Source organism: Paractinoplanes rishiriensis, assembly GCF_016862375.1.
GTDB classification, from domain to species: Bacteria; Actinomycetota; Actinomycetes; order Mycobacteriales; family Micromonosporaceae; genus Actinoplanes; species Actinoplanes rishiriensis.
The window spans coordinates 33,617-59,111 of the sequence record NZ_BOMV01000017.1 but is presented as its reverse complement, the minus strand read 5'-3'; the positions used below and the strand labels follow the sequence as shown (position 1 = coordinate 59,111).

General features: G+C 71.6%; 22 protein-coding genes and 1 pseudogene. 13 read left to right on the top strand and 10 right to left on the bottom strand.

Annotation, left to right across the window (positions count from 1 at the left end):
- The 7 genes and pseudogenes from Ari01nite_RS10940 to Ari01nite_RS10910 form a co-directional block, all read right to left on the bottom strand.
- Positions 1 to 3,179: pseudogene (locus tag Ari01nite_RS10940) on the bottom strand (hypothetical protein); the annotation flags it as partial.
- A gap of 1,156 nt (positions 3,180 to 4,335) precedes the next feature.
- A complete protein-coding gene (locus Ari01nite_RS10935; RefSeq protein ID WP_203781051.1) occupies positions 4,336 to 4,773 on the bottom strand; it encodes a hypothetical protein in 438 nt (145 codons plus the stop codon).
- 64 nt (positions 4,774 to 4,837) lie between these two features.
- On the bottom strand, positions 4,838 to 5,773 hold the full coding sequence (locus Ari01nite_RS10930; protein ID WP_203781050.1) for a pirin family protein: 936 nt from the start codon (positions 5,771 to 5,773) through the stop codon (positions 4,838 to 4,840).
- On the bottom strand, positions 5,770 to 6,189 hold the full coding sequence (locus Ari01nite_RS10925) for a pyridoxamine 5'-phosphate oxidase family protein (protein WP_203781049.1): 420 nt from the start codon (positions 6,187 to 6,189) through the stop codon (positions 5,770 to 5,772). The genes Ari01nite_RS10930 and Ari01nite_RS10925 overlap by 4 nt, the downstream gene beginning before the upstream one ends.
- Positions 6,190 to 6,253: 64 nt before the next feature.
- Positions 6,254 to 7,666: a DUF2252 domain-containing protein gene (locus Ari01nite_RS10920; RefSeq protein ID WP_203781048.1), complete on the bottom strand. Its 1,413-nt coding sequence runs from the start codon at positions 7,664 to 7,666 to the stop codon at positions 6,254 to 6,256.
- A 27-nt stretch (positions 7,667 to 7,693) separates the two neighbouring features.
- Positions 7,694 to 8,947 carry a DUF1501 domain-containing protein gene (locus tag Ari01nite_RS10915; RefSeq protein ID WP_203781047.1) on the bottom strand — a complete coding sequence of 418 codons (1,254 nt, stop codon included), beginning with the start codon at positions 8,945 to 8,947 and terminating at the stop codon, positions 7,694 to 7,696.
- Between the two features lie 2 nt (positions 8,948 to 8,949).
- Positions 8,950 to 10,476 (bottom strand): DUF1800 domain-containing protein, encoded by a 1,527-nt coding sequence (locus Ari01nite_RS10910; RefSeq protein WP_203781046.1) that lies wholly within the window; start codon positions 10,474 to 10,476, stop codon positions 8,950 to 8,952.
- A gap of 116 nt (positions 10,477 to 10,592) precedes the next feature.
- Between Ari01nite_RS10910 and Ari01nite_RS10905 the strand changes: the two genes are divergently transcribed.
- Positions 10,593 to 11,636, top strand: a complete 1,044-nt coding sequence (locus Ari01nite_RS10905) for an ROK family protein (RefSeq protein ID WP_203781045.1) — start codon at positions 10,593 to 10,595, stop codon at positions 11,634 to 11,636.
- A 107-nt stretch (positions 11,637 to 11,743) separates the two neighbouring features.
- Complete coding sequence (locus Ari01nite_RS10900; RefSeq protein ID WP_203781044.1) at positions 11,744 to 13,732, top strand: PPC domain-containing protein; 1,989 nt, start codon at positions 11,744 to 11,746, stop codon at positions 13,730 to 13,732.
- A 39-nt stretch (positions 13,733 to 13,771) separates the two neighbouring features.
- Here Ari01nite_RS10900 and Ari01nite_RS10895 read toward each other — a convergent pair whose 3' ends face one another.
- Positions 13,772 to 14,104, bottom strand: coding sequence for an STAS domain-containing protein (locus tag Ari01nite_RS10895; protein ID WP_203781043.1), 333 nt, complete (start codon positions 14,102 to 14,104; stop codon positions 13,772 to 13,774).
- A 92-nt stretch (positions 14,105 to 14,196) separates the two neighbouring features.
- Between Ari01nite_RS10895 and Ari01nite_RS10890 the strand changes: the two genes are divergently transcribed.
- The 4 genes from Ari01nite_RS10890 to Ari01nite_RS10875 are packed head-to-tail and all read left to right on the top strand — an operon-like array spanning position 14,197 to position 17,132.
- On the top strand, positions 14,197 to 14,664 hold the full coding sequence (locus Ari01nite_RS10890; protein ID WP_275410841.1) for a peroxiredoxin: 468 nt from the start codon (positions 14,197 to 14,199) through the stop codon (positions 14,662 to 14,664).
- Between the two features lie 52 nt (positions 14,665 to 14,716).
- Complete coding sequence (locus tag Ari01nite_RS10885; RefSeq protein ID WP_239162647.1) at positions 14,717 to 15,232, top strand: SigE family RNA polymerase sigma factor; 516 nt, start codon at positions 14,717 to 14,719, stop codon at positions 15,230 to 15,232.
- Complete coding sequence (locus tag Ari01nite_RS10880; protein ID WP_203781042.1) at positions 15,229 to 16,068, top strand: hypothetical protein; 840 nt, start codon at positions 15,229 to 15,231, stop codon at positions 16,066 to 16,068. The genes Ari01nite_RS10885 and Ari01nite_RS10880 overlap by 4 nt, the downstream gene beginning before the upstream one ends.
- Positions 16,065 to 17,132 (top strand): amidoligase family protein, encoded by a 1,068-nt coding sequence (locus tag Ari01nite_RS10875; protein ID WP_203781041.1) that lies wholly within the window; start codon positions 16,065 to 16,067, stop codon positions 17,130 to 17,132. Before Ari01nite_RS10880 ends, Ari01nite_RS10875 begins: the two co-directional genes overlap by 4 nt.
- Positions 17,133 to 17,156: 24 nt before the next feature.
- Here Ari01nite_RS10875 and zwf read toward each other — a convergent pair whose 3' ends face one another.
- The gene (zwf, locus tag Ari01nite_RS10870; RefSeq protein WP_203781040.1) at positions 17,157 to 18,653 is read right to left on the bottom strand and encodes a glucose-6-phosphate dehydrogenase; all 1,497 of its coding nucleotides are present in this window, start codon (positions 18,651 to 18,653) and stop codon (positions 17,157 to 17,159) included.
- A 151-nt stretch (positions 18,654 to 18,804) separates the two neighbouring features.
- Here zwf and Ari01nite_RS10865 point away from each other — a divergent pair, with 151 nt between their 5' ends.
- Positions 18,805 to 19,743 (top strand): exopolyphosphatase, encoded by a 939-nt coding sequence (locus Ari01nite_RS10865; protein WP_203781039.1) that lies wholly within the window; start codon positions 18,805 to 18,807, stop codon positions 19,741 to 19,743.
- Positions 19,744 to 19,913: 170 nt separating this feature from the next.
- Here Ari01nite_RS10865 and Ari01nite_RS10860 read toward each other — a convergent pair whose 3' ends face one another.
- Complete coding sequence (locus tag Ari01nite_RS10860; protein WP_203781038.1) at positions 19,914 to 20,699, bottom strand: DUF1775 domain-containing protein; 786 nt, start codon at positions 20,697 to 20,699, stop codon at positions 19,914 to 19,916.
- A gap of 80 nt (positions 20,700 to 20,779) precedes the next feature.
- On the opposite strand from Ari01nite_RS10860, the gene Ari01nite_RS10855 reads away from it, so the two are divergent.
- The 6 genes from Ari01nite_RS10855 to Ari01nite_RS10830 all read left to right on the top strand — a co-directional run bounded on the left by Ari01nite_RS10855 (position 20,780) and on the right by Ari01nite_RS10830 (position 25,480).
- Positions 20,780 to 20,992: an RNA-binding S4 domain-containing protein gene (locus Ari01nite_RS10855; RefSeq protein ID WP_203781037.1), complete on the top strand. Its 213-nt coding sequence runs from the start codon at positions 20,780 to 20,782 to the stop codon at positions 20,990 to 20,992.
- Between the two features lie 147 nt (positions 20,993 to 21,139).
- Positions 21,140 to 22,510 carry an ABC transporter substrate-binding protein gene (locus Ari01nite_RS10850; RefSeq protein ID WP_203781036.1) on the top strand — a complete coding sequence of 457 codons (1,371 nt, stop codon included), beginning with the start codon at positions 21,140 to 21,142 and terminating at the stop codon, positions 22,508 to 22,510.
- Positions 22,511 to 22,516: 6 nt separating this feature from the next.
- Positions 22,517 to 23,470 (top strand): carbohydrate ABC transporter permease, encoded by a 954-nt coding sequence (locus tag Ari01nite_RS10845; RefSeq protein ID WP_203781035.1) that lies wholly within the window; start codon positions 22,517 to 22,519, stop codon positions 23,468 to 23,470.
- Positions 23,467 to 24,318, top strand: coding sequence for a carbohydrate ABC transporter permease (locus Ari01nite_RS10840; protein ID WP_203781034.1), 852 nt, complete (start codon positions 23,467 to 23,469; stop codon positions 24,316 to 24,318). The genes Ari01nite_RS10845 and Ari01nite_RS10840 overlap by 4 nt, the downstream gene beginning before the upstream one ends.
- A 125-nt stretch (positions 24,319 to 24,443) precedes the next feature.
- Complete coding sequence (locus Ari01nite_RS10835) at positions 24,444 to 25,328, top strand: hypothetical protein (protein ID WP_203781033.1); 885 nt, start codon at positions 24,444 to 24,446, stop codon at positions 25,326 to 25,328.
- Positions 25,325 to 25,480 (top strand): hypothetical protein, encoded by a 156-nt coding sequence (locus Ari01nite_RS10830; RefSeq protein ID WP_203781032.1) that lies wholly within the window; start codon positions 25,325 to 25,327, stop codon positions 25,478 to 25,480. The genes Ari01nite_RS10835 and Ari01nite_RS10830 overlap by 4 nt, the downstream gene beginning before the upstream one ends.
- Positions 25,481 to 25,495: the final 15 nt, after the last annotated feature.

Below are 25,495 nucleotides of genomic sequence, written 5' to 3'. Positions count from 1 at the left end.
GCGGCGGGCGGATGGGCCGGCGGCTGCGTCGGAGCGGGTGCCTGCTGCGCTGCGGCCGTGTAGGCGGCGGGCGCCTGCGGGGCGCCGGCCGCGGGTGTGCCTGCCGCGTAAGCGTCCGGGGCCTGGGGCGTGCCGGCTGCCTCCGCTCCCGGTGTGTAGCCGGCCGGGGCCGGCTGGCCCTGCACGTAGGCGGCGGGTGCCGGCTGGCCCTGCACGTAGGCGGCGGGTGCCGGCTGGCCCTGCACGTAGGCGGCGGGTGCCGGCTGGCCCGGCGGGTAGGCGGCGGGTGCCGGCTGGCCCTGCGCATAGGCGGCGGGTGCCGGTTGGCCCGGCGGGTAGGCCGGTGCCTGCGGCGTGCCGGGGCCCTGCTGGCCCGGGGCGTAGGCGGCGGGTGCCTGCGGTGTGCCGGGGCTTTGCTGGCCGGGGGCGTAGGCGGGCGGCTGGCCCGGCACCTGGGGCGGGGCCGGGTAACCGGCCGGCGGCACCGCGCCCGGCTGCCCGGGCGCGTAGGCGGCGGGCCGCTGCCCGGGCGGCGCCATCGGCCGCTGCAGGCCGCTGCCGGGCAGGGCGGCGGGCGGTGCCTCGTCCTTGACCATGGCCCACGGCTCGGCGGAGTCCCCGAGGAAGACATGAGCGGTGCGCGGGCTGCGCCGGGACCGCGGCTGGCCGTCCGGCTGCCCGGACCCGTCCGGCGGATAGGGCGTGCCGAGCCGGGTGCCGCTCTCGGCCGGCGACCCGGGCCACTGCTGGGCAACCCGCGGATCGCCGTACGGCACCTGCCCGGCGGCCGGAACCTGGCCCGGCGGCTGGGCGCTCGCAGCCGGAGCTTGCGGCTGGTTGCCGGCGGCCGGCGGCTGTCCCGGCGCGCCCTGGCCCGGCACCGGCTGACCCGGCATCTGCTGACCCGGCATCTGCTGACCAGGTACGGCCTGGCCCGGCATCTGCTGGCCCGGTACAGCTTGACCCGGCATCTGCTGGCCCGGTACAGCTTGGCCCGGCACTGGTTGGGCCGACGCTGCCGGTGCCCGGCCCGGCGTAGCCGGCTGGGCGGGCGGGCGCGCGGCTGCCGGCGCCTGCGGACCGGCCGCAGCCGGTGCCTGCGGTGCGGGCACACCGCTCGGCGGCGGCGGAACCACCCGCGCCGCGGGCGTGGCCGGAGTCGTGCCCACCACCTTGGGTGCCTCGCCCGGCTCGGGCTTCTTCACCACGCGCGGCATGGGCGGCGGCTCGGCCCGGCTGATCACGCGCGCCGGTGTGGGCGGCGGCGCCTTGCTGAGCACCCGCGGCCCGACGTCACCCTCCGCGGCGTCGTCCCCGCCGGCCTGCTCGACCGGTTCGCCGGCCTGCGCCGCGGGCCAGTCGGCCTGGGCCTCGTCGCCGGTCCGGGCCGCCGGCGCGTCATTGCCGGCCCAGGCAGCCTCGCGTCCGGTGGTCGCCGGCTCGTCGCTCGACCACACGACCTCGCCGTCGAGCACCCGGCCGTCCCAGGCCGCGGCCTCGCCGCGCCGTTCCTCGCCGCGCCGTTCCTCACCGGCCCAGGCCACCGCCTGGCCGTCGGCCCAGCGGTCGTCCTCCCAGCCCTGGCCGCCGGCCGGCCGGTAGCCCGGGTCACCGGTCGGCACGTCGCCCCGGTGTCCGCGGCCGGGTGCGGCCTCGGGACCGCGCTGCGGGTCGCCGGGGTACTGGCCCTGCCGGTAGCGCGGGTCGCCCGCCGGCCGCCGGTCGTCCCGGTAGGCGCCGGGCCGCGGCATGGTCGACTCGTCGACCTCGATCGGCGCCCACGCCTCGTCGGCCGGATCCCAGTAGGCCGTGCGCCCGTTGTTCCGCCGCTGCCGCGGGTCGTCCACCGGCGGCCGGCCGCGACGCTGGTCGACGTCGTTGGCGTCGACCGGCCGGCGCATCCGCGGATCGGTGCCGCGCGGGTCGCCAACACGCGGGTCGGCAACGCGCGGGTCGCCACTACGCGGGTCGCCAACGCGCGGGTCGCCAACGCGCGGGTCGCCAACGCGCGGGTCGCCAACGCGCGGGTCGCCAACGCGCGGGTCGCCACTGCGGGGATCGCCGCTGCGCGGGTCGGCAGTGCGCGGGTCGGCGCCGCGCGCGTCGGCGCGGCCGCGGCGGCGGTCGTCGCCGTCGACCGGGCGTCGCTCGTCGTCGGCCCCGGAACCCCGAATGGCCGCCCACAGCCCACGGCGTTCGCCGGAACGGGCAGGACGGCCACGGTCTTCCTCGGGGCGGCGGTACAGGTCCGCCGGGTCTTCGGCCGCGGGCACCCGAGCGCGGCCGCTCGCGGCGGGGTCGGCGTACCGCTCGGGGGCCCGGCCGGGCTGCCCGGTGCGCTGGTCGGCGGGGCGGCCGGTGCGGGGGTCGACCGGACGGCCGGTGCGCGGGTCGGTCGTGGGGCGCCCGGTGCGCGGATCGGCCGCCGGGCGGCCGGAACGGGAGTCGGCAGCCGGGCGGCCGGTACGCGGATCGATGGCGGGGCGGCCGTCGCGTGGGTCGGCGGCCGGACGTCCCGTACGTGGGTCGACAGCGGGTCGGCCGCCGCGTGGGTCGCCGGCCCGTCCCGGCTGCTCGGGCCCGGGGCGCTCGCCGACCCGGTCGCGCTTGCCGCCGCGCCGCCAGCCGGCCTTGCGGTTGCTGCGGTCCTGCTCGTCCTCCTCGGACCATCCGACGCGCTTTGTCTTCTGCGGCCCGTGCCCGTACGCGGCCAGGTCGCGGTGGTCGAACGGCTCGTCGATGTCGTCCGCGTAGTCGCCGAACCGGTCGTCCCGGTTGTGCAGGTCGCCCGTACTGCTCAGCGGGAAGTCCGGTGCGTCGAAGTCGGCGCCGAGCTCGGGCCGGTTGTAGTCGACGTTGTCGTTGCCGGCCAGATTGGGCTGGGACGTGTCGACCGGCGCGAAGTTCGGGTCGTCCAGCCAACTGGGCCGTTCCGAGTCGAAGACCTCCTGCGGGCGGCGCGGGCGCGCGCCGGGCGTGTTACTCGCGGCCCGGCGCTGCCGGCGTTCGGCCAGTTCGTCGACCGGCTCGTCGTCGTAGTCGTCGGACCGCCGGGTGGGAATGACCGGATCCGGCGACGTGCGCTTCGTGTATTGCTTTTCCTGAATTACCGCCGCGCTGGGCATGATTGAATACTCAGAGTATTCATCCTCCCAGTATTCGTCGTCCTCGAAGCTCATGCGGCGGCTCCGTAAGCGGACAGGCGGCAGCCGGGGGACCGCTGTCCACCCCAGTGCCGCATCGTGCCCCCCGCTCTCCCCACAGGTGTCTGGCCGCGTGCCCGGATGACCCCTCGCATCCGGCGGATGTGGAAGGTTAACCACGCTTTTGCGCAGTGCGCCACCACCCTCGTGAGCGCGTCACCCGGCCGCGTGGCGGCCCGGTGACCGAGAGTCGGCGCGGGCGCCGTGCGGGCCGCGCGGGTTTCTTCGGCGGAGAGTACGCAGCCCGGCAGCGAACAGTTCAAACGCGACTCGAGGCAGCACGCTCGGTACGCATCGTCGATGCGCTTTGACGCCCCGTCACCAGCGGCCTTTCCGCCGACTTAAGCAATTCTTAATCCCGTATTGAGGAGCCGCACGGATACCGGGGCGACCCGTTCGGGCGACCCACCGCGCTCAACCGAGTGGCGAAGCACACTCTCGCACGACGCGGATCAAGGTGCTAGGGGATGTCACCGTGGAGAGGCGCCCGGGGGACAACGAGGTCCTAGGGCCTCCGGACCGAACGACACCGATGCGGAGGGAAGCGGATTGCCCCGCCTCTCAACCTCGATGCCGTACGCGCCACGTGGCGGGCGGCTTCACGCCGCCTGGACCACTGGACACTGGAAGCCCCGAATCCCCCGGCCGGCGGCCGCCGCCCCCGTCGATAGAGGCCGCCACCGCGTCACTTCCCAGAGACGCTCACGCCGTTATGCCCCCCATGCCGGCGTGAGCTCATGGCGACGCGGCAGTGCCGGGAAAAGGAACGGCGGCGGGGTGCACACCGCCGCCGTTTCGCCCCGCGCTCCCGGGAGCCGCAGCCCGTCCGGTAAGGATAAAAGCGGCATATGTGTCTATAAGGTCGCCCCGCTGGTGGACCTTGTCGCGTTGCTGTTCGACCGGCTCGGAGTTATGAGCCGTAAAGCTGCTTTTGTCCGAGGGTGGAGCTAGCCCGATCGTCCATTTTGCGGCAACGACCACGGTGCGGGACTGGATCCCGCTGCGTGGCTCGGCGGCAAAAGTCGAGTGCACCGCAAATCGCCAAGATCGAGACGAGGACGCCGACGCCGTGCTGGGTCGCGGTGCGCAGCCGCGGGCGTGCCGCCGAGCAACGCATGCCGCTCAGCGGGGATCAGAGACGGCCGTCCGTGGTGAACGGACCCACCTTGGCGGGCAGCGCCAACCCCGCCGCCGCCAGTTCCGTCAGCAGCGACCGCAATTCGGCGCGCGTCAGCACGTCCGGGATCACCGGCTCTCGATGCGGGATGTCCAAGGCCCGGGCCGCCTCCACCGCCCGCATCCCGATTGCCGCCTCCACCGCCCACAACCGGTGTGCCCGCATCGCCATGTGGGCCGACGCCATCAGCGAGCCGTGCAGGCGCAGCAAGCGGCGCAGGTCGGCGGCCAACTGTTCGATCGGTGGGCCCAGCGGCTCCGGCGGCGCAGGATGGCGGGCCTCCCAGTACCGGGTCAGCGCCGACCACCAGCGCGGGGCGTAGAGGAATGCCGCGCCCAGCAACGTGGGCGTGGCGACGATCAGGATCAGCTTTCCGGCATCGAGGACTGTCACGTCAGGGTCTCCCTGTTAACCCCTGACGATCCGCCCGCTCCGGAACAGCGTCAAGCGGATTGCGTCAGCGGACACGCCCCCGGGGGACCAGCCGGGTGATCGGCATCGGCGGGGCAGGCAGCGGGGGACCGTCGTAGCCGTGGACCGAGCCGAAGCGCGGCGTTGCGTCGGCCCAGTCGGCGCGCATCGCCACGATCTCGTCGTGGTCGCGGGCCACGAAGTTCCACCACATCACCAGGCGTTCCTCGAACGGCTCGCCGCCGAGCAGCAGCAGCCGGGCCGGTGCGTCGGTGCCGAGCCGCAGGGTGTCGCGGCCGGCGCCCAGGTAGAGCAGCGGACCGGGTTTCAGCGTGGCGCCGTCCACCGTGGCCGCTCCGTCCAGCGCCAGCGCGGCGTACTCGAAATCGGGGTTGATCGGCAGTGTCGCCTCGGCCGTCAAGCGGATCTCGGCACCCACCAGCGGAGTGTGGGTCGTCGCGGGGGACGTCGCGCCGGCCAGGGTGCCCATCAGGACGGTCGCCGACAGGCCGGCTTCCGCCACGACCGGAAGATCTGCGTGGTGGGCGAAGGCCGGGGGCATGTCACGCTGGGCGTGTGGCAGGGCAACCCACAGTTGTACGCCGTGCAGCACGCGGGAGTGGCTGCGCGGTGTCTCCTCGGAGTGCGAGATGCCCCGGCCCGCGGTCATCAGGTTGAGCTGCCCGGGCCGGATCTCCTGCCGGTTGCCCAGGCTGTCGCGGTGCAGCACCTCGCCGCCCACCAGCCAGGTGACCGTCTGCAGGCCGGTGTGCGGGTGCGGGCCGACCCGCATGCCGTCCGCATCGGCCAGGTCGTGCGGCCCGTACGCGTCCAGGAAACACCACGCGCCCACCATGCGCCGTTGCCGGTTGGGCAGCGTACGCGTCACGGCGAAGCCGCGCGGACCACCCAGCGCGACCGGCGCACCCTCCAGGAACTCGGCGGTCGAGCCCACCTCGGGATCCGCCTCGAAACTGCTCACGAGGGTGACGCTACCTCCCGGAACCGGTTGGAGCCGAGCACCTTCGTGATGCTGATCTCGATGACCACACGCTGCGGGTTCGGCCGCGGAGTCCGGTAGCGGGCGGCGTACCGGCGTTCCCCCTCGGCCACCGACTCGGGATCGTCGCGGACCACCGCGCGTCCCTCCACGGTGGCCCACCGGGCACCGTCCACCTGGCACACCGCCACCCGGTCCTGACCGTTGCGGATGTGCCGGACGTGCGCCGACGTGGCCGACGAGATCACCCGGGCCACCCCGGTCCCCGGGTCGAGCGTGGCGCCCACCGCCACCACGTGCGGCGAGCCGTCCCGGCGCAGCGTGGTGAGCGTGCACAGGTGCCGCTCGGTCCAGAACTCGCGCAGCCCGGCGTCGCCGAGTGCGACCGGCCCGCTCATGCGGGCCTTCCTTTGGCATGCGCTCCTGGCCCTGCGCCTGCTTCGCGCGCTCCGGTGCAGTCGCTCATGCGCCGGCCGCCGGCAGCACGCCCCGGCGGACCGCGGCCACCAGCGCCGCGTGGTCGCGCTCGACCTGGTCGGCGTAGGCCCGTGCGAATCGGCTCAGCGAGTCGGCCAGCTTGTCGCTGTTGCCGATGTAGCCGGAGATCATCGACGCGCCGCTGGTGCGGGCGTGCGACTTGGCCAGCAGGAAGCCGCAGATGCCGGCGTAGTCGGCGAGCGCGCCGGCGCTGATGTCCTCGATGACGATGGCACCCTTCATGTCGCGGAACTGGCGCACGTAGAACTGCACGTCGCCGACCGTGGTCCAGCCCAGCAGCGGATCGCTCACGGTCTGCAGCGCCTGCTGGTATTCCACCACCCGCTGCCCCTGGTGCCGGTGCCAGGCCGACTCGCCGTGCTGGTGTTTCGCGATCACGGACCGGCGGGCCTGCTTGAGCTGGAGGAACACCACGTCGTCCGGGCTGCTGCCCTCGCAGAGAGCCACGTACGCGAGCAGCCCGACCGACCCGACGCCGACCACCTTGTGCGCGATGTCGACGATCCGGTAGCCGGCCAGGATGCGTGCCCAGTGCGGCGGCAGCGTGTTGAGGTAGCCGTCCAGCGCCTCGGCCAGTTGCTCGCGTTCCACGTCGCTCGGCCGGGTGATCAGCGGCGGCTCCTCGACCAGCTTGAACTCGCCGTTCTGCCGGTCGGTGAAGCGCGGCAGCGCGCGGTCGCTGGTGCGCCGCCGGGCCCGCCGCGCGGCGCGTTCGATCTGGTCCCGGAAGCTGGCCCGGGTGGCCGCCGAACGCAGCCGCTCCACGTCCAGCTGGTCGAACGAGCGGGCCAGCAGCGGCCGCTCGGCCAGCTGCCCGATCTGCTCCTTGTACTCGGTGACGCAGTGCTGCACCGCGTCGGCGCAGGCGCTCTCCCGGAACCGGTTCTGCCGGCCGGCCACGTACACGCTGGTCACCAGGCGGCGCAGGTCCCACTCCCAGGCGCCGGGGTGGGCCTCGTCGAAGTCGTTGAGGTCGAAGACCAGTTCCCGCTCCGGCGAGGCGTAGAAGCCGAAGTTGCCCAGGTGGGCGTCGCCGCAGATGACCGGCGTGATGCCGGTGGCCGGCAGGGCCGCGAAGTCGTCGGCCATCACGTTCGCCGAGCCGCGCAGGAACGCGTACGGCGACGTGATCATCCGAGCCACGCGGATCGGGATGAGCCACGGCTGCCGGCCCGCGTGCTGGTCGATGACCTGGTGCACCGGGTCGCGCCGGCCGTCCGGCGGCTGCCAGTGCGCCATGTCCGAGCGGTGTGCGCGCTCGCGGAGGGACCGGCCCAGCTCGTAGCGCTCGGCGCGCGGCCGGGCCGGTTTGCGCAGCGACGCGAAGCCGTCGTCGCCGCGGCTGGCGAGCACGACGTGCCCGGTGGCCGGTTCCATTACCGGTCAGCCTAAACACGGCGCCGGTTAACCGCGGGCGACGGCCAGACCAAACGTTGATGGCGAAACGCCCGGGAACACCTCCGACAGGGTGCCGACGCCGCACCGCTTCTGCAGGATCTCGCCGATCACCGCGCGGTAGTCGGTGGTGGCCGCCAGGTCGCCTGCCACCAGCGCGCCGGGGGCGAGACCAGGCCATTTCGCGTACACCTTGCCGCCCCGGACCCCGCCGCCGAGCAGTAGCATCGCGTTGCCGTGGCCGTGGTCGGCGCCGCGCGAGCCGTTCTCCTGCACCCGCCGGCCGAACTCGCTGATGGTCAGCAGGGTGACCGATTTCATCGCCTCGGGGCCGAGGTCGGCGGCGAACGCGGCCATCGCGTTCGCCAGATCGGTCAGGTTGTCGAACATCCGCTGGCCCTTGACCGCGGTGCCGAGGCCCTCGTGCATGTCCCAGTCGCCGCAGTCGACGGCGGCGGTGACCAGGCCGGCCTTCGCCTTGATCAGGCGGGCCACGTCGCGCAGCGCCGCGCCCAGGTCGGTGGCCGGGTAGACGGCGCCGTTGGCCGGGGCGTAGGTGGCGGAGCGCTGCGTGGTGGTGGCGATCAGCGCCCGGTCGGCGGCCCGGGCCGCGGCGGCCTGCATCGGCGGCGCGTCCGCGTACATGGTCCGCAGGGCGTCCGCGATCGGGCGCTTCGCCGAGTCGCCGGCCAGCGTGAACGAGTCGATCGAGGCCATCGAGACGTCGGGGGCCGGGCCGGCGAACAGCCGGGCCGGCATGGCGTGGCCGAGCGACACCCCGGCCATCGGGCCGGACGCGCCGGTCACCCCGAGCATCCGGTCCAGCCAGCCGGTGCGGATCGAGTCGCCGGGCGCCGCGTTCTCCATCGCGTCCATGGCGGCGAAGTGCGAGCGGGTCGGCTTGTGCTGGCCGACCGCGTGCACCGCGGCCAGGGTGCCGCCCTGCCACAGCGGCAGCAGCGGGGCCAGCGCCGGGTGCAGGCCGAAGGTGCCGTCCCCGGCGATCACCTGGGACTTGGGCAGCGCGATGGCCGGCCGCGCCTGGTAGTAGTCGGTGTCACCGATCGGCGCGACCGCGGACAGCCCGTCGAAACCGCCGCGCAGCGACAGCACCACGAGCGTGTCCCCGGTGTAGCCCGGGTCGGCGAACGCCATCTGGGTGGACAGGCCGCTGCCGGCCAGGCCGGTCAGCGCGGCGGCGCCCAGCAGGCCACGCCGCGACACGGTGAGCTTCTCGTTCTCTGCGCATCCACGGGTCTTCATGATCACCTCAGCTGGAAGGTCGGCGAGTCGAGCACGAGCGCGATCAGGTACGGCACGCTGCCGGCGAGTGACTTGTCGGAGCTGCTCAGAGAACTGGTCGGCAGCTTGCCCGCGACGCTGAGCACGGCCGCGGTGTGCCCGGCCGGCAGCTTCGCGCCGGTGAGCCGTACGGCGAGCGCGTCGACCAGCGCGCCGTAGCTGCCCGGCAGCACCGGCACCAGCGACTTCAGCAGGTCGGCGGGACGGGTGAGCTGGCTGGGGTACCAGCCGGTGGCCAGGTTGAGGTGGCTGTTGCAGCGCAGCAGGAACGCCGACGGCGACGCCCAGGCCGCGGCCACGTCCGGGAAGCCGTTCGGCGGGTTCCACCGGAACGGCGCGTTGCCGGCGTTGACCAGCCCGTTGTAGAGCGCGTCGAGGGCCTTGATGCCGGACTTCTCCGGCGCCAGCCCGAGTGCCCGGATCGTGGCGATCAGGTCCTCGAACGGGGTCCGCGCCTTCTTCCCGGCCGCCGCGGCGAACTCGGGCGAGGTGAACAGCGCGCGCAGCACCGGCTTGATCGCGGTGTCGTTGTCCAGGTAGACCTTGGCCAACTTGGTCACCAGGGACGCCGGCGCCTCGTCGGCGACGAACCGGACGCAGAGCTTGGTGGCGATCCGCCGCGCCGTGTCCGGGTGCCGGGCCAGGTGGTCGGCGAACGCCAGGGAGGCCGCCTCGCCGCCGGCCGGGGTGGCGTTGGTGTGCCGGAAGCCGAGGATGTTCACGGCGCCGGTGGCGTGCTTGGCGGCGTCGTACGTGTAGAGGCCGTTCTTGTCCACGGTCAGGCCGGTGAGCAGGCGCGCGGCGGCCAGCACGTCGGCCTCGCCGTAGACCAGTCCGACGGTGTGCAGCTCCATCAGCTCGCGGGCGTAGTTCTCGTTCGGGTGCGCCTTGGTGGAGGAGCGGTTGTCCAGGTAGGTGAGCATGGCCGGGTGCTTCATCGAGGCCTTGAGCATGTCGGCGAACTTGCCGAACGCGTGCTTGCGCAGCACCTGGGCGTCGTAGTCGGCGCGGCTGTCCCAGACCCCGCTGGACGGCGCGGTGACGTGCAGGTGGTTGGCCCAGAACTGCACGGTGGCCTCGAACAGCTGCCGGTTGCTCCACGCGGCGCGGGCGATCGCGGCCCGGCCGAGCTGGCCGAACGCGTCGTACGAGTGCTTCTTGAGCTTGGCCCGGACGGCCGGGACGCTCGCGCCGGCCAGCGGCAGCCGGGTCAGCACCTCGTCGCACACCCGGTCGTCGATCTGCGCCGGGTTCAGCTGCCGGTCCAGCCAGCCGGCCACGCCGAACTTGGCGGCCTCGGCCAGGGTGGCCGGGGTCGGGCCGAAGGTGGCGCGGCGCAGCAGGTGCGCGATCGGGTCGGCGGCCACCAGCGCGGCCGGGTCGAGGGCGGCGGCGGGCGCGGCCACGGCGGGCGCGGCCACGGCAAGACCGCCTGCGGTGGCGATGGCAGTGGCGGCACCGGCGGCGAGGAGCGTGCGTCGGGTCGTCATGCCGGACCCTTCGGCCCGCGGGCCGGGTCCCGTCGCGGCTGCAACCGTGACTAACGGACCCGCAATCCGCCCGCACCCGTACCACCGGGGGCCGAACCGGACGTACGCTCAGCCCTGTGGATCAGCTCGAACCAGTACGTACCCCCGCCTCCTGGGTCGTGGTCGGCCTCGACAACGGCGGTACCTGCAACAACGCCACCGTCCTGGACGCCACCGGGCAATACCTCGTCGATCACCTGGTGGAAAACCCCAGCCTCGTGCAGGAGGGACCGGAGTCGGCGGTGGAGGCTCTTGCCGAGGCGTTCCGGAACATCCTGGACCTGACCCGGACCCCGCTCACCCTGGTGCGCGCGGTCGGGCTGGACACACCGGGACCGGCCAGCGCCACCGGGGTGATCTCGTCGAAGGGCGCGACGAACTTCAACCAGGTGTCCTGGCACGGTTTCGACATCCGCAGCGCGCTCGAGACCCGGCTCGGCCTGCCGGTGATCTACAACAACGACGCGAACGCCGCGGCCCTGTACGCCCACCACCGCTATTTCGGCGCCGACGCGGCCAACCGGTCGTCGGTGGCCGCGATCGTCGGCACCGGGATGGGCGGCGGCGTGGTGGAGCGCGGCCGGGTGGTGTGCGGCGCCGCCGGGATGGCCGGCGAGCTGGGCCACGTGCAGATCCCGCTGCACGGCGTGCTGGAGCCGGACCAGCCGGTGCCGGTCTGCAACTGCGGGTTCGAGGGCGACGTGGAGAGCATCGCCTCGCTCACCGGTATCAAGAACAACCTGCTGCCCTACTGGTTCACCCGGTTCCCGGACCACCCGCTCGCCGCCGAGCCGATCAAGAAGGCGGCCAAACTGCTGCGCGGGTACGGCGAGAAGGAGGACCCGCTGGCGCTGGCGGTGTTCGGGCAACAAGCCAAGGCGATCGGGAAACTCTTCACCATCGCGGCCAACTTCACCGACCCGCACGCGTACCTTCTCGGCGGTGGCGTCGTCGAGGCAGCGCCGCGTTTCCGACAGTGGTTCCTCAACACCGTGCGGGAGAACACCCAACTCCGGCAGGAGCAGCAGGCCGCCGCCGGCTTCGCCCTCGTGGCCGACCTGGACATGGCCGGTGCGCGCGGTGCTGCCGTCGCCGCCCTGGAGAAGGTCCAAGCTGGATAATCGGATTGTTACACTGTATCGACTGCACTAGATATTGATGGTTGCTTTCAGTAGCGTCCCCTTTGCCGACCGGACCGGGGGGTCCGGACGGGCTGAAGGGGGACCTGATGCGACGGAGCATCGCAGTAATATCCGCGGCCGTGCTGGGCCTGGCGTTGATCACGCCGGGCGGCGCGACGGCCGCTCCGACCGCGGGTGCACCCACCGGGGGAGATCAGCTCACGCCCGCTGAAAAGCTGTCGCTCGCCGCCGGGATCGGCGTGGCGCCCAAGGCGGCGCTCGGTGCGAAACCCAAGGGTGTGAACCCGTTCCTGGCCCAGGTGGCCGACCCGGCCAAGGTCGACTACTCGGGCTGGGCGAACTACATGAAGGCGCAGGGCGCGGCCAAGGACAAGGCCCGCGAAAAGACCCTGGCCGGCACCAACCCGTCGCTGTCCGCGCTGGCCGCGACCCCGGCCGTGGTGGTCGACGAGGACGAGATCGACGGCACCTACGGCGGCAACGACACGCCGGCCAACGCGCAGCGGGTGGCCGGGTACGGCACCGGGGCCGGCCAGTTCCCCAAGATCCGGGTGCTGGGCAGCCTGGACAACGAGGTGATCACCACGCCGACGGTCACGCCGACGCCCGAGGACGACGGCTCGATCCCGCTGGCCGGCGACACGTTCATCGGCTTCGCCCGCAACGGCGCCGTGGTGAACGCCCAGATCGGTGACGGGCCGCACGGCCGGCAGACCGGTGACGGCAGCAACGACTTCGACTTCTACAAGCTCGAGGCCGAGCCGGGCAAGGTGATCACGGTCAAGACGGCGACGCCGACCGGGCCGCTCGACACCGTGCTGCTGCTGTTCGCCGCGGACGGCACGCTGCTGGCCTCCAACGACGACTTCACCGGCCTGGACAGCCAGATCGTCTACCGGGTGACCACCGCGGGCGAGTACTACGTGGCCGTGGTGGCGTACAGCGGGCTGCCGGGCGACCCGTTCGACTCGGGCAGCGGTGACGGGATCGGCGACACCAGCCCGCCCACCGAGGGCCCGTACACGCTGACCCTCACCTCGGGCGGCGTGGACCAGGACTTCTTCGCGCTGCGGCTGCGGGCCGGCGACGTGCTGGGTGCCTCGGTCAAGGGCAGCCCGACCTACCTGACCGTGTACGACACGGTGCCGCAGGAGGCGCACGGCTCGGAGCAGGACGCGTCGTTCATCTACCCGCTGACCTCGCCGCTGCCGGGTGGCGGCAACGCGGTCACCGACTATGTGGCGACCAAGACCGGCTGGCACTACGTCGGTGTGTCGGCGGGCTCCGGCGCGTACGACATCTCGGTGGAGGACTACCGTCCGCCGTTGCAGGGCACCACCCCGGTGCAGACCCTGTACCTGGACTTCGACGGTGCCCGGGTGAACACCGGCATCTGGGGCGGACCGGGCAACCGGGACCTCAGCCCGCTGGCCGCGTTCCTGGCCAACTGGGGCCTGACCCGCGCCGACGAGGACGCCCTGATCGACGCGATCGTCGCCGGCGTCACCGAGAACCTGAAGCAGGACCTGGTCGCCAGCGGCCTGAACGGCAAGTTCCGGTTGAAGATCCAGAACAGCCGGGACCACGCCGAGGCGTGGGGCAAGGCGAACGCCAGCCGGCTCGTGGTCGGCGGCACCATCGACGAGTCCGGAGTGGAGACGATCGGCATCGCCGAGAGCATCGACCCGGGCAACTTCGAGACCGAGGAAACCGCGATCGTGCTGCTGGACGTGCTCAGCGGCCCGGCCAGTGACTCGGCCGCCTCGCTCAACCGCTACCTCACGCCGGCCAGCGACCGGATCGCGTTCGTCGGCCAGGCGCTGGCCAACGTGATCTCGCACGAGGCCGGGCACTTCTTCGGCAACTTCCACACCGACAACGAGGACGACGCCGCCAACCTGATGGACGCCGGCGGCACCGGCTTCGCGACCCTGTTCGGTGTCGGGCCGGACGGCGTGGGCGGCACCGCCGACGACGCCGACGTCGACTTCGGCTACGGCCCGTTCATCCCGTCCGAGGGCTTCACCGGCACCGAGGACACGCTGGGCCGGATCGTCTTCGGCGTGACCAGCTAGCCGTACCGGCAGCACAGCACCGACCCGCGGCGGCCGTCCTCAGTCCTTGAGGGCGGCCGTCACGTCGGGGAACAGGGCCAGATAATCGGTCAGGCCCAGCGTGTCGAACAGCCGGCGCAGGAAGCCCGACGGCGACGCCAGCCGCACCCAGCCACCCCGGTCGGTGGCCCGGCCGTGCGCCGTGACCAGCACGCCGACCCCCATCGAGTCGCAGAAGTCGAGACCGGACACGTCCACCACGATCCGGGGTGTGGGGCGTTCGACGAGGCGGCTCAGGTTGGCCCGCAGCGCCGGCGCGGTGTCGATGTCGAGCGATCCGCGCAGCACCAGCACGGCCGTGTTCGGCGGGTGGTGTGCGACCGAAACCTGCATGAGTTGTCGCTTTCCGGTGGGGGCGGTTGCCACCAGCCTAGGCGAGCAAGCCAACGTGGCCGAATCGCGTACCGGCCAGTAGCTTTACCTCCATGGCTATCGACAAGGGTGACGTCGCCGCGGATTTCGAACTACCCGACCAGGACGGCGTGCCCCGCCGGCTGACCGATCTGCTGGCCGGCGGCCCGGTGGTGCTGTTCTTCTATCCGGCCGCGATGACCAGCGGCTGCACCGCCGAGGCATGCAGCTTCCGCGACCTGGCCGCCGAGTTCCGCGAGGCCGGCGCGCAGCGGGTCGGCATCAGCCGCGACCAGCCGCACCGGCAGAAGCAGTTCGCCGAACTCAACAGCTTCGACTACCCGCTGCTGAGCGACCCCGACTCGGCCGTGGCCGCCGCCTTCGGGGTGAAGCGCAAACTGCCGCTCGGCCCGCTGAGCACCAAGCGGATGACCTTCGTGATCGACACCGACCGCACCGTCCTCGAGGTGATCCACTCCGAGACCAACATGCAGGAGCACGCGCTGACCGCACTCGAGGTCGTGCGCGCCCGGGTCCGATAAAAAGTTCGCACGGCAACTGCACAGCCGGCGTGCGGGGAGCGTCCTAGTGATTGTGACCTTCGAGCAATTCGCGATGGCCCGGCTCCCCAGCCTGCTGCGGTACGCGGTCGTCCTCACCGGTGACCGGGAACTCGCTCAGGATGTCGTGCAGGAGGTGCTGGCCAGGGCTCAGGTCCGGTGGCGGCGGATCAGCGAGTCGGATTCGCCAGAGGCGTACGTGCGGCGCATGGTGCTCAACGAGTACCTGTCGTGGCGGCGCAGCTGGGCGTTCCGGAACGTGCACGCCGTCGGCGAGCGGCTGACCGATCTCGACGACGCCCGCGGCGGGGCGCACGACCACGCCGACGGCGTGGTCGAGGCGGACGCGCTGTGGAACCGTCTCGCCTCGCTGGGCCGCAAGCAACGGGCCGTGCTCGTGCTGCGCTACTACGAGCAGCTCGAGGACGAGCAGATCGCGGACCTGCTCGGCTGCGCGCCGGCCACGGTGCGCAGCCATGCGTCGAGGGCGCTCAGGACGCTCCGCCTCTCGGAGCGGCAGGAACGGATCCACGCCGAGGAGAAGTCGTGACCGAGCACGCAGACCAGCTGCGCGAGGCCTTCGAGACCCAGGAGAACCAGACTCCCGACCCGGTCGCGGTGTTCGCGCGGGTGCAGGAGCTGTCCCGCAAATACCAGCGCCGCCGCCGCACCGTCGCGGTGGCCGGCTCCGCCTTCCTGGGGGTCGGCCTGATCGCCGGCGCCACCCAGCTGCCGAACATCCTGGCCGGCAACGCCCCGGCCGACTCCACCATCTATGCCGGCGCGCCGGCCGTCGCGCCGTCCTCGGTGGCCCCGTCGGTCTCGTCCGCCGAGGCCGACCTGGAACGGTACTGGGCCGCCTACTTCGGCGCCGGCTACGACTGGGACGACGCCCAGCGGCTGGCCGTCCTGTGGCAGATGAAGGACGAGGAGACCGGCCGGGTCAAGGCGGAGGCGGGCCGGCGTCTGCTGGCCGGCGAGACGCTGCCGTTCCCGGCCACCCCGGACGCGCCGGAGCCGACCGACCAGGGCAGTCCGATCACCGAGGAGCAGTACGCCTGGGCCCGGATCTTCTTCGAGGCCGGATACACGTACGAGGACGCGGTGCGGCTGGCCGAGCTGTGGAAGCTCGACGAGCCGTACGACGCCAAGGTCGCCGCCGGCAGGAAGCTGGACGCCGGCGAGACGCTGCCGATCAAGCCCAAGCCGGAGAACGTCGAGTCGGCCAAGGACGAGCGCGCGGTCGGGAAGTTCTTCGACGAGGGTTACGACTACGACGACGCGGTCGAACTGGCCACGCTGTGGAAGCTCAAGACCCCGTACGACGCCAAGATCGCGGGCGGCAAGAAGCTGCTGGCCGGCGAGACGCTGCCGATCAAGCCGTGACCCCGGAGCTGCACCGGCGCATCGGGTTCGAGATCGAGCTGCTGGCCCCCGCGGGGGCCAGCCGGCTCACCCTGGCCACGCACCTGGCCGCCGGTTGCGGCGGCCGGGTGCGGCCGGTGTGGCACCACGACAGCGAACCGTCCCTGGTCCCCGGCCTGGGACGGTTCCTGCATCTGACCCAGGGCTTCGAGGTGCTGCGCGCCGACGGCACCCCGCTGGTCACCCTGGTCGACGACATCACCCTGGTGGCCGGCCTGGACCCGCGGGCACCGGCCCGGCCGGGCTGGTTCCGGGTGCTCAGCGACGACGCCCGGCTGCTGCACCTGCTGGCCGCCCACGGCGACCCGGGCGGCGGCCTGGACACGGTGCTGGACGCGGCGGCGAAGCTGTGGGGCACCCCGGTGCAGCGCTTCGGCGAGATCCTGCGGCTGGACGACCCGGCCGGCACCACCATCGCGCTGGCCGCACCGCAGGGGGGCGAGCGCGAACGCCCGTGCGAGCTGATCACCCCGCCGCTGGCCACCGGTCACCGCGACGCGCTCGACGAGCTGCTCGGCCCGGCCCGCGAGCTGGGCTTCACGGTGCCCCACGAGGCGGCCGTGCACCTGCACCTGGACGGCGGCCCGTTCCGCGCGCCGCGGGCGCTGGCCAACGTGGTGCGGCTGTTCGCGCACTGGCGGGAGCCGCTGCGCGCGGTGCTGCGCACCAACCCGGCCTGTCGCCGGCTGGCCCCGCTGCCGGCGCAACTGGTGGCCGCGGCCGACGCGGCCGAACCGGACACCGCAACGCTGCGCGCGGCGGCCACCGCGGGCGAGCTGACCAAGTTCTTCGACGTCAACCTCACCCAACTGCTGACCGACGCCCCGCACCGGGACACCGTCGAGGTGCGCATCCTGCCCGGCAGCGCCGACCCGGACGCGATCGTCAGCCAAGCCGCGCTGGTCGAGCTGCTGCTCGACCGCTGCCTGGACCCGGAGCCGTTCCCGGCCGCCCCCGCCAGGGACGGCTCCGCCGTACCCGCGCTGCTGGAGATCGCCGCGGAGAGCCTGGCCGGACGGGACTGAGCCCGCCCGGCCGGACCGCCGGGGTCAGCGGCTGTCGCGCCAGTGCCGGCCGGAGCGGTCGATCAGGCGCTCGGCGTCGGTCGGGCCCCAGGAGGCGGCCTCGTAGGTCGGGATCGGCGACGGGTCGTTCGCCCAGTGTTCGATGATCGGGTCGACGATCCGCCAGCACTGCTCCACCTCGTCGGAGCGGATGAACAGCGTGGGGTCGCCGAGCAGCGCGTCCAGGAGCAGGCGCTCGTACGCCTCCGGTGATTCCTCGGCGAACGTCTGCTCGTACGAGAAATCCATGCTGGCCGTGCGCACCCGGAAGGAGTGGCCGGGGACCTTGGCGCCGAAGCGCAGCGAGATGCCCTCGTTGGGCTGGATCCGCAGGATCAGCGCGTCCGCCTCGAGCCCGGTGAGCTGGTCCTGCGGGATGGGCAGGTGCGGCGGGCGCTGGAACTGCAGGGCCACCTCGGTGACCCGGGCAGGCAAACGCTTACCTGTACGCACGTAAAAAGGAACCCCGGCCCAGCGCCAGTTGTCGACGTTGAGCCGCATGGCCGCGTACGTCTCGGTGCGCGACAGCGGGTCGACGCCCACCTCCTCGCGGTAGCCGGCCATCAGGTCCTGCCGGGTGCCGCCGCGGGTGTACTGGCCGCGGACCGCGAGGTCGGCGATGTCCCGGTTGGTGGGCAGCCGGATGGCCTGGAGCAGTTTCACCTTCTCGTTGCGCAGGCCCTCGGCGTCGAACGAGGCGGGCGGCTCCATGAGGGCCAGCGCGAGCACCTGGAGCACGTGGTTCTGCACGATGTCGCGCATCGCGCCGGCGTGCTCGTAGAAGCCGCCGCGGGTGCCGACGCCCAGCGTCTCGGCCACGGTGATCTGCACGTGGTCGACCCAGGAGCGGTCCCAGATGGGCTGGAAGATCGAGTTGGCGAAGCGCAGGGCCAGGACGTTCTGCACGGTGTCCTTGCCCAGGTAGTGGTCGATCCGGAAGACCTGCGGCTCGTCGAACGCGCTGTGCACCACGGCGTCCAGCTCGCGGGCCGTCTCCAGGTCGCGGCCGTACGGCTTCTCGATCACCAGGCGGGCGAACGAGTCCTCCCGGGCGTGGTTGAGCCCGGCGCCGGCCAGCCCGTTGATCACCGGCTCGAACGCCTCGGCCGGCGTGGACAGATAGAACAGCCGGTTGCCGGAGGTGCCGCGGGTGGCGTCCAGCTCGTCGAGCACCTCGGCGAGCCGCTTGTAGGTGGCCGGGTCGTCGTAGCCGCCGGAAACGTACCTGATTCCGCCCTGGAGCTGAGCTTTGTCCGAGAGGCTGCGGGAGACACCCAGCGCGCTGCTGGCGAACTCCTCGTCGGCCATGGGGGTGCGCGCGACGCCGACGAGCGCGAACTCGGCGGGCAGGCGGTTGTGGCGGGCCAGGCTCTCGACGGCCGGCAGCAGTTTTCGGCGGGTCAGGTCACCCGAGGCACCGAAGATCACCAGTGTGGCTGGTGGGGCGCTGCGCTCCTGAATGAGCTGCGGGGCGTTGTCCATCGTCTGCGAATCCTCCGACCGTTGGAACCATCCGAGGAAACCTTACGCAGTGCGCCAACCCCGTGGTTCAGATCCATCCCTCGATGCGACCAGGCCCTCAGCGACAAAAGTGGCAGACTGGGTCTAATCGGAAAGCACCGAGGGGGGACACGTGAGGTACCGGCTGGTAACCCGGAGCGACTTCGACGGCTTGGTCTGCGCGGTGCTCCTGCGGCACCTGGACATGATCGACGAGATCAAGTTCGTCCACCCCAAGGACGTGCAGGACGGCGAGGTCGAGGTCACCGACAACGACATCCTGACCAATCTGCCGTACGCTCCGGGCGCGCACATGGTGTTCGACCACCACCACTCGGAGACCCTGCGCAACGAGGGCGGCCTGTCGAACCATGTGATCGACGCGGACGCGCCGTCGGCGGCCCGGGTGATCTACGAACACTTCGGCGGCAGGAAGCGCTTCCCCAAGGTGTCCGACGAGCTGATGCGCGCGGTCGACCAGGCCGACTCGGCCGACTACACGCTGGACGACATCCTGCACCCGCAGGGCTGGACGCTGATGAACTTCCTGATGGACAGCCGCACCGGGCTGGGCCGGTTCCGGGAGTTCCGGATCTCCAACTACCAGCTGATGATGCAGCTGATCGACGCCTGCATCGAGCACGACGAGGTGGCGGGGATCCTGGCGCTGCCGGACGTCAAGGAGCGCGCCGACCTGTTCCGCGACCAGTCCGACCTGTTCGTGGACCAGCTCAAGCGGGTGAGCCACGTGGACGGCGACGTGGTGGTGGTCGACCTGCGCGAGGAGGAGGTCATCCACGCCGGCAACCGGTTCATGGTGTACGCGCTGTTCCCCGAGTCCCGGGTGTCGATGCACGTGATCTGGGGCCGGCAGAAGCTGAACACCGTGTTCGCCTGCGGCAAGTCGATCCTCGACCGCACCTCGCCGGTGGACGTCGGCGAGGTCATGCTGCGCTACGGCGGGGGCGGGCACCTCGCGGCCGGCACCTGCCAGGTCCCGCACGCGGACTCGGAACGGGTGGAACGCGAGATCATCGACGCGCTGAAGTCACCGCGGACCGTCTCGGTCTGAGTTTCGGCCGGGAAACGTATTTCGAGCCGGGGCGGGAGAGGCCTTCTCCCACCCCGGCTCGTCCGCGAGTCGCGGGTCATGCCCAATTGACCCCACTCGCAGGTCGTGTTCCGCGCCCCACGCGCATCATCACGACATTCCGCCCGCGTCCACCATCGCGGGAGTCCTCGTCAGCCCTTCAGGCTCCATTTGCCGGCCGCCACCGGCTCCTTGGTTTCCTCGGCGGACTCGGACTGCTTGCGGTCTTCCTCATCCGGCTCGTCGTCCTCCTCGGCGCGGTGCCGGCCGCGCCAGAAGTAGAACAGGGCGCCGATCAGCACCAGACCGCCGAACACCCAGCCGCCCATCGAGGCGATCGACGGGCCCCGGGTGGCGTCGGCGACGACGTCCGCGAACAGTGCGTCCTCGGCTGCGTTGCCGGGATGGTGGCCGGTGCCGTTCGGCCCGGCAACCCCGGGGGCCAGCGCGATCGAGGCAGGCATCGTCGGGCCGGCCTTGCCGTCGGGGTACGTGGTGTAGACCGTGAACTTCATCGAGCTGAGCGTCGGCAGCGGCCCGATCGCGATCGACAGTTTGGCCGACTTGCCCGGCGCCAGTGCCTTGCCGGGCATCGCGAGCCAGGTGATCGACTCGGCAACTTCGGTCACCGGCGTCGCGCCGTGGATCTGCTTGAGCGGGGTCGCCAGCTTCTGTATGTCGATGCGCGGCGCCCAGTTGTCGACCGAGAGCGGATAGACCTCGGCCACCGGGGTGTCCTTGGGCCAGGTCAGTCTGACGGTCTGCAGCGGCTGGGTGCCGTCGTTGGTCACGGTGAAGGTCAGGTTGTCGCCACTGCCCTGCACGGCGGTCTTGGGGGAGACCGTCACGTCGGCAAGGGCCGGGGTGGCGAAGAGCGCGCCGAGGACCGCGGCCATGGTGGGGAGGGCCGCCCGTTGGGCTATCCGGAAGTTCCTCACGACGGGTAGTTCGGATCTCACCGCGGAAAGGTTCAACCGCCAACCACATCTTTTTCCGGCTCGTCGGCGAAGATGGCGGGATGCGTGACGTGCCGATCGACGGCGACATGATCAGACTCGGACAGTTCCTCAAGCTGGCGGATCTCATCGACACCGGCGGCGAGGGAAAGATCCTGATCGCCTCCGGCGACGTGACCGTGAACGGCGAGGTAGATGTGCGTCGCGGGCGCCAGTTGCACCCCGGCGACGTGGTCGAGGTGTTCGGCCGGAAGGCCCGCGTCGTGTCGATTTAGGACGTCCGGTGATGCGTTGACGTCCGTTTATGCAGCGGAGCGTGACGAACGGTTGACATTGTGTCGATCTCAGGCATCTACTGGGGGCCGGTGTGTAACCGGCATCACATTTGCCGGTGACGACGCAAGCCTCGACGGGGAGGCCCCATGTCACGTACGCGTCTTCGGCCGGCACTCGCGGTCGCCGTCATCGCCACCCTCGCCGCGACGCTGACCGGGTGCGCGGGGTGGGGCGGCGGTCCGGGTGGGGGCGGGCCGGACACGATCAACGTCCTCATGGTGAACAACCCGCAGATGATCGACCTCCAGCGGCTCACCGAGGCGAACTTCACCCAGTCGACCGGCATCCGGGTCAACTTCACGGTGCTGCCCGAGAACGACGTCCGCGACAAGATCAGCCAGGAGTTCTCCAGCCAGGCCGGCCAGTACGACGTGGCCTCGCTGAGCAACTTCGAGATCCCGATCTACGCGAAGTCGAAGTGGATCGCCCCGCTGGACGAGTACGTCGCGGCCGACACCCAGTTCGACCAGTCCGACATCCTGCCGCCGATGACCCAGTCGCTGACCGCGGACGACGGCAAGCTGTACGGCCAGCCGTTCTACGGCGAGTCGTCGTTCCTGATGTACCGCAAGGACGTGCTGGCGGCCAACGGCATCCAGATGCCGGCCAACCCGACCTGGCCGCAGGTCGCCGACATCGCCGCCCGGGTGGACAACAAGCAGCCCGGCATGCGCGGCATCTGCCTGCGCGGGCAGCCCGGCTGGGGCCAGATCTTCGCCCCGCTCACCACGGTGGTCAACACGTTCGGCGGCACCTGGTTCGAGCAGGACTGGACCCCCAAGGTCGACGCGCCCGAATTCACCGAGGCGACCAGGTTCTACGTGGACCTGGTGCGCGCGCACGGCGAGAACGGCGCGCCGCAGGCCGGCTTCACCGAGTGCCTCAACAACATGGTCCAGGGCAACACCGCGATGTGGTACGACGCGACCAGCGCGGCCGGTTCGCTCGAGGCCGACGATTCGCCGGTCAAGGGCAAGATGGGGTACGTGGCGGCGCCCGTCCTCAAGACGAAGAGCGCCGGGTGGCTGTACGCCTGGTCGTGGAGCATCCAGCAGGCCAGCGAGAAGAAGGACAACGCCTGGAAGTTCATCTCCTGGGCGTCCAGCCGGCAGTACGAGGAACTGGTCGGCCAGCAGGTCGGCTGGTCCAGCGTCCCGGCCGGCAAGCGCGCGTCGACCTACGAGAACCAGGACTACCTCGGCGTCGCGGCGTCGTTCGCCGAACCGACCCGGGACGCCATCAGCAGCGCCGACCCGCGCAACCCCGGCGTGCAGCCGCGGCCCGCGATCGGCATCCAGTTCGTCGACATCCCCGAGTTCACCGACCTGGGCACCCAGGTGTCGCAGTACGTGAGTTCGGCGATCGCCGGGCAGATGAGCGTCGACGAGGCCCTCGAACGCGGCCAGCGGCTCGCCGAGGACGTGGCCGAGCGTTACCAATCCCGTGAGCAGGGGTGATCCGTCATGACCTCGGTCGCTGAGCAGACCCGCGTCGACACCGAACCGCCGCCGCCGTCGGCGGCCCGCCGCTCGGCCGCCTGGGCCCGCCGGGCACCGCTGCTGCCCGCGCTGATTTTCATGATCGTGGTGACCCAGTTGCCGTTCGTGGCCACCCTGGTCATCTCGTTCATGGACTGGAACGCCTACTACCCCGAGGAGGTCGGCTTCGCCGGCTTCGACAACTTCAAGCGGGTCTTCACCGACGTCAACATGCGGGACGCGGTCTGGACCACGATCCTGCTCACCGCCGGTGTGGTGCTGATCAGCCTGCTGCTGGGGCTGGGGATCGCGCTGCTGCTGGACCGCAAGTTCCGGGGCCGCGGCGCCGTGCGCACCATGATGATCGCGCCGTTCCTGGTGGTGCCGGTGGCGGCCGCGCTGATCTGGAAGCACGCTCTCTACAACCCCGAGTACGGCCTGTTCAACGGCGCGCTCACCTGGATCTGGGGCCTGTTCGGCTCGGACAACCCGCCGCAGCCCGACTGGATCAGCAACATGCCGCTGTGGGCGGTCATCTTCGCCCTGGTCTGGCAGTGGACCCCGTTCATGATGCTGATCCTGCTGGCCGGGCTGCAGGGCCGCCCGCTGGACGTGATCGAGGCGGCCCGGATCGACGGCGCCAGCGGCTGGCAGATCTTCCGCAGCATGACGCTCCCGCACCTGCGGCAGTACCTGGAACTGGGTGCGCTGCTCGGCTCGATCTACATCGTGCAGAACTTCGACGCGGTCTTCACGATCACGTCGGGCGGGCTGGGCACGGCGAACCTGCCGTACACCATCTACCAGATCTTCTACCAGGCCCACGACTACGGCCGGGCGTCCGCGGCCGCCGTGATCGTCGTCCTCGGCACGATCATCATCGCGACGTTCGCCCTGCGTACGGTGTCGTCGCTCTTCAAGCAGGAGGCCGGACGATGAGCGCAGTCGCGGCACCAGCCGTCCCCCGCAAAAAAGATCGCGGCGGGCCCTGGCTCACCCTGCTGGCCTGGATCATCGGCATCCTGTTCGTGCTGCCGGTGCTCTGGATGGTGCTCACCTCGTTCCACTCCGAGGCGGACGCCGCCACCAACCCGCCCGCGGCCTTCGCCCCGCTCACCCTGGAGGGCTACCGCGAGTTCTTCACCGGCGGCGCCTCGCCCTGGCCGCCGCTGCTGAACTCGCTGACCGCCAGCGTGCTCTCCACGGTGCTGGTGCTGCTGCTGTGCTTCCCCGCCGCGTACGCCCTCAGCATTCGCCCGGTGAAGAAGTGGACCGACGTGCTGTTCTTCTTCCTGTCCACGAAGATGCTGCCGATCGTGGCCGGCCTGCTCCCGCTCTACCTGTTCGCGCAGAACACCGGCCTGCTGGACAACATCTGGCTGCTGATCGTCTTCTACACCTCGATGAACCTGCCGATCGCGGTGTGGATGATGCGCTCCTTCCTCTCCGAGGTGCCGGTGGAGATGCTGGAGGCCGCGGCCATGGACGGCGCCAACCTGCCCAAGACGCTGCGCTCGGTGATCGCCCCGGTCGTCATGCCCGGTATCGCCGCCACCGCACTGATCTGCTTCATCTTCAGCTGGAACGAGTTGCTGTTCGCCCGGGTGCTGACCGCCACCGTGGCGGAGACCGCGCCGGTCTTTCTGACCAGCTTCGTGACCAGCCAGGGCCTGTTCCTGGCCCAGTTGTGCGCGGCCGCCTTCGTGGTGTCGCTGCCGGTGCTGGTGGCCGGCTTCGCGGCGCAGGACAAGCTCGTGCAGGGGCTGTCGCTGGGCTCGGTCAAATGATCTTCCGCTCCGCCCCCCGATAGAAAGGGTGGCCGGTCCCGGATCGCCGGGGCCGGCCACCACCTTTCGACCGAAAAGTGATGGCGGCCCGGAACCCGGGGGTCGCCCCGCTCGTCGAAGACGGCATGACTCGTCTCCGCGGCACCCTGATCGCCGCCGCCGTTCCCCTGTTCCTGCTCACCGCATGTGCGCAGTCGGCCGCCAACTCCGCGGCCGGTGCGCCGGGCCCGCTCGAGAAAGCCGCCACCTCCCCCCAGGGTGCCGGCGACCTCGTGCTGAGGGTCGAGCACGTCGGCGGGTTCGTCCCCGTCGAGCACGTCGCCGGGGCCCTGCCGTCGGTCAGCGTCTACGGCGACGGCCGGGTGATCACCAACGGCCCGGTCCCCGCCATCTATCCCGGTGCCGCCCTGCCCAACGTGCAGGTGCAGACGATCAGCCCGGCCCAGCTCCGGCAGCTCGTGGAGCAGGGCGAACAGGCCGGCGTAAAGAGCGGCGCCGACTTCGGCCGCCCCAATGTCGCCGACGCACCCGCCACCCGGGTCACCGTGGTCACCGCGGCCGGCCCGCAGACGGTCAGCGCCGAGGCGCTGAGCGAGGCGCAGGCCAGTGACCCGATGCTCACCGCCGACCAGCGCGCCGCGCGCACCAAGCTGTCCGCGTACGTGGACACTCTGGTCAGTCTTTCCTCGGCCGAGGGCATGCCCGCCGCGGTGGCCTACCAGCCCCAGGAACTGGCCGCGATCACCCGCACGTGGGTGGCGCCCGGCGATTCGATCGAGAACCCGGAGATGGCGTGGCCCGGCCCCGCGCTGCCCGGCGAGACCCTGAACGCCAACACCGGCCTCGGCTGCGTGGTGGTAACTGGAGCCGATCAGGATAAGGTCCTAGCCGTTGCCAAGGACGCGACCGCCATCACCCCGTGGACCCACGGCGGCAAGAAGTGGTCGATCACGTTCCGCCCGTTGCTGCCGGACGAGAAGGGCTGCGCCGCCCTGAAGGGAGACCGGTGACGCCGATCGGAGAGCCACTCGAGCCGGGGCCGCACGACCGCCGCCCCGGCGCCGGCCTGGGTGACGAGCGCAAAGGCCCCGCCCGAGCCGAGCCGGTCCCGGACCGCTCGGTCTGCCGCCCGCTGCCGGGAGCCCGCTTCCCGCGCCGGTGACCGTGCCGACCGGGA

Bases quoted from the DNA above. Each gene is read 5' to 3' on its own strand.
- Ari01nite_RS10925 (WP_203781049.1), bottom strand. From the start codon at position 6,189: ATGAGCGGGCCGGTCGCACTCGGCGACGCCGGGCTGCGCGAGTTCTGG.
- Ari01nite_RS10920 (WP_203781048.1), bottom strand. From the start codon at position 7,666: ATGGAACCGGCCACCGGGCACGTCGTGCTCGCCAGCCGCGGCGACGAC.
- Ari01nite_RS10915 (WP_203781047.1), bottom strand. From the start codon at position 8,947: ATGAAGACCCGTGGATGCGCAGAGAACGAGAAGCTCACCGTGTCGCGG.
- Ari01nite_RS10910 (WP_203781046.1), bottom strand. From the start codon at position 10,476: ATGACGACCCGACGCACGCTCCTCGCCGCCGGTGCCGCCACTGCCATC.
- Ari01nite_RS10900 (WP_203781044.1), top strand. From the start codon at position 11,744: ATGCGACGGAGCATCGCAGTAATATCCGCGGCCGTGCTGGGCCTGGCG.
- Ari01nite_RS10895 (WP_203781043.1), bottom strand. From the start codon at position 14,104: ATGCAGGTTTCGGTCGCACACCACCCGCCGAACACGGCCGTGCTGGTG.
- Ari01nite_RS10890 (WP_275410841.1), top strand. From the start codon at position 14,197: ATGGCTATCGACAAGGGTGACGTCGCCGCGGATTTCGAACTACCCGAC.
- zwf (WP_203781040.1), bottom strand. From the start codon at position 18,653: ATGGACAACGCCCCGCAGCTCATTCAGGAGCGCAGCGCCCCACCAGCC.
- Ari01nite_RS10855 (WP_203781037.1), top strand. From the start codon at position 20,780: ATGCGTGACGTGCCGATCGACGGCGACATGATCAGACTCGGACAGTTC.
- Ari01nite_RS10850 (WP_203781036.1), top strand. From the start codon at position 21,140: ATGTCACGTACGCGTCTTCGGCCGGCACTCGCGGTCGCCGTCATCGCC.
- Ari01nite_RS10845 (WP_203781035.1), top strand. From the start codon at position 22,517: ATGACCTCGGTCGCTGAGCAGACCCGCGTCGACACCGAACCGCCGCCG.
- Ari01nite_RS10840 (WP_203781034.1), top strand. From the start codon at position 23,467: ATGAGCGCAGTCGCGGCACCAGCCGTCCCCCGCAAAAAAGATCGCGGC.
- Ari01nite_RS10835 (WP_203781033.1), top strand. From the start codon at position 24,444: ATGACTCGTCTCCGCGGCACCCTGATCGCCGCCGCCGTTCCCCTGTTC.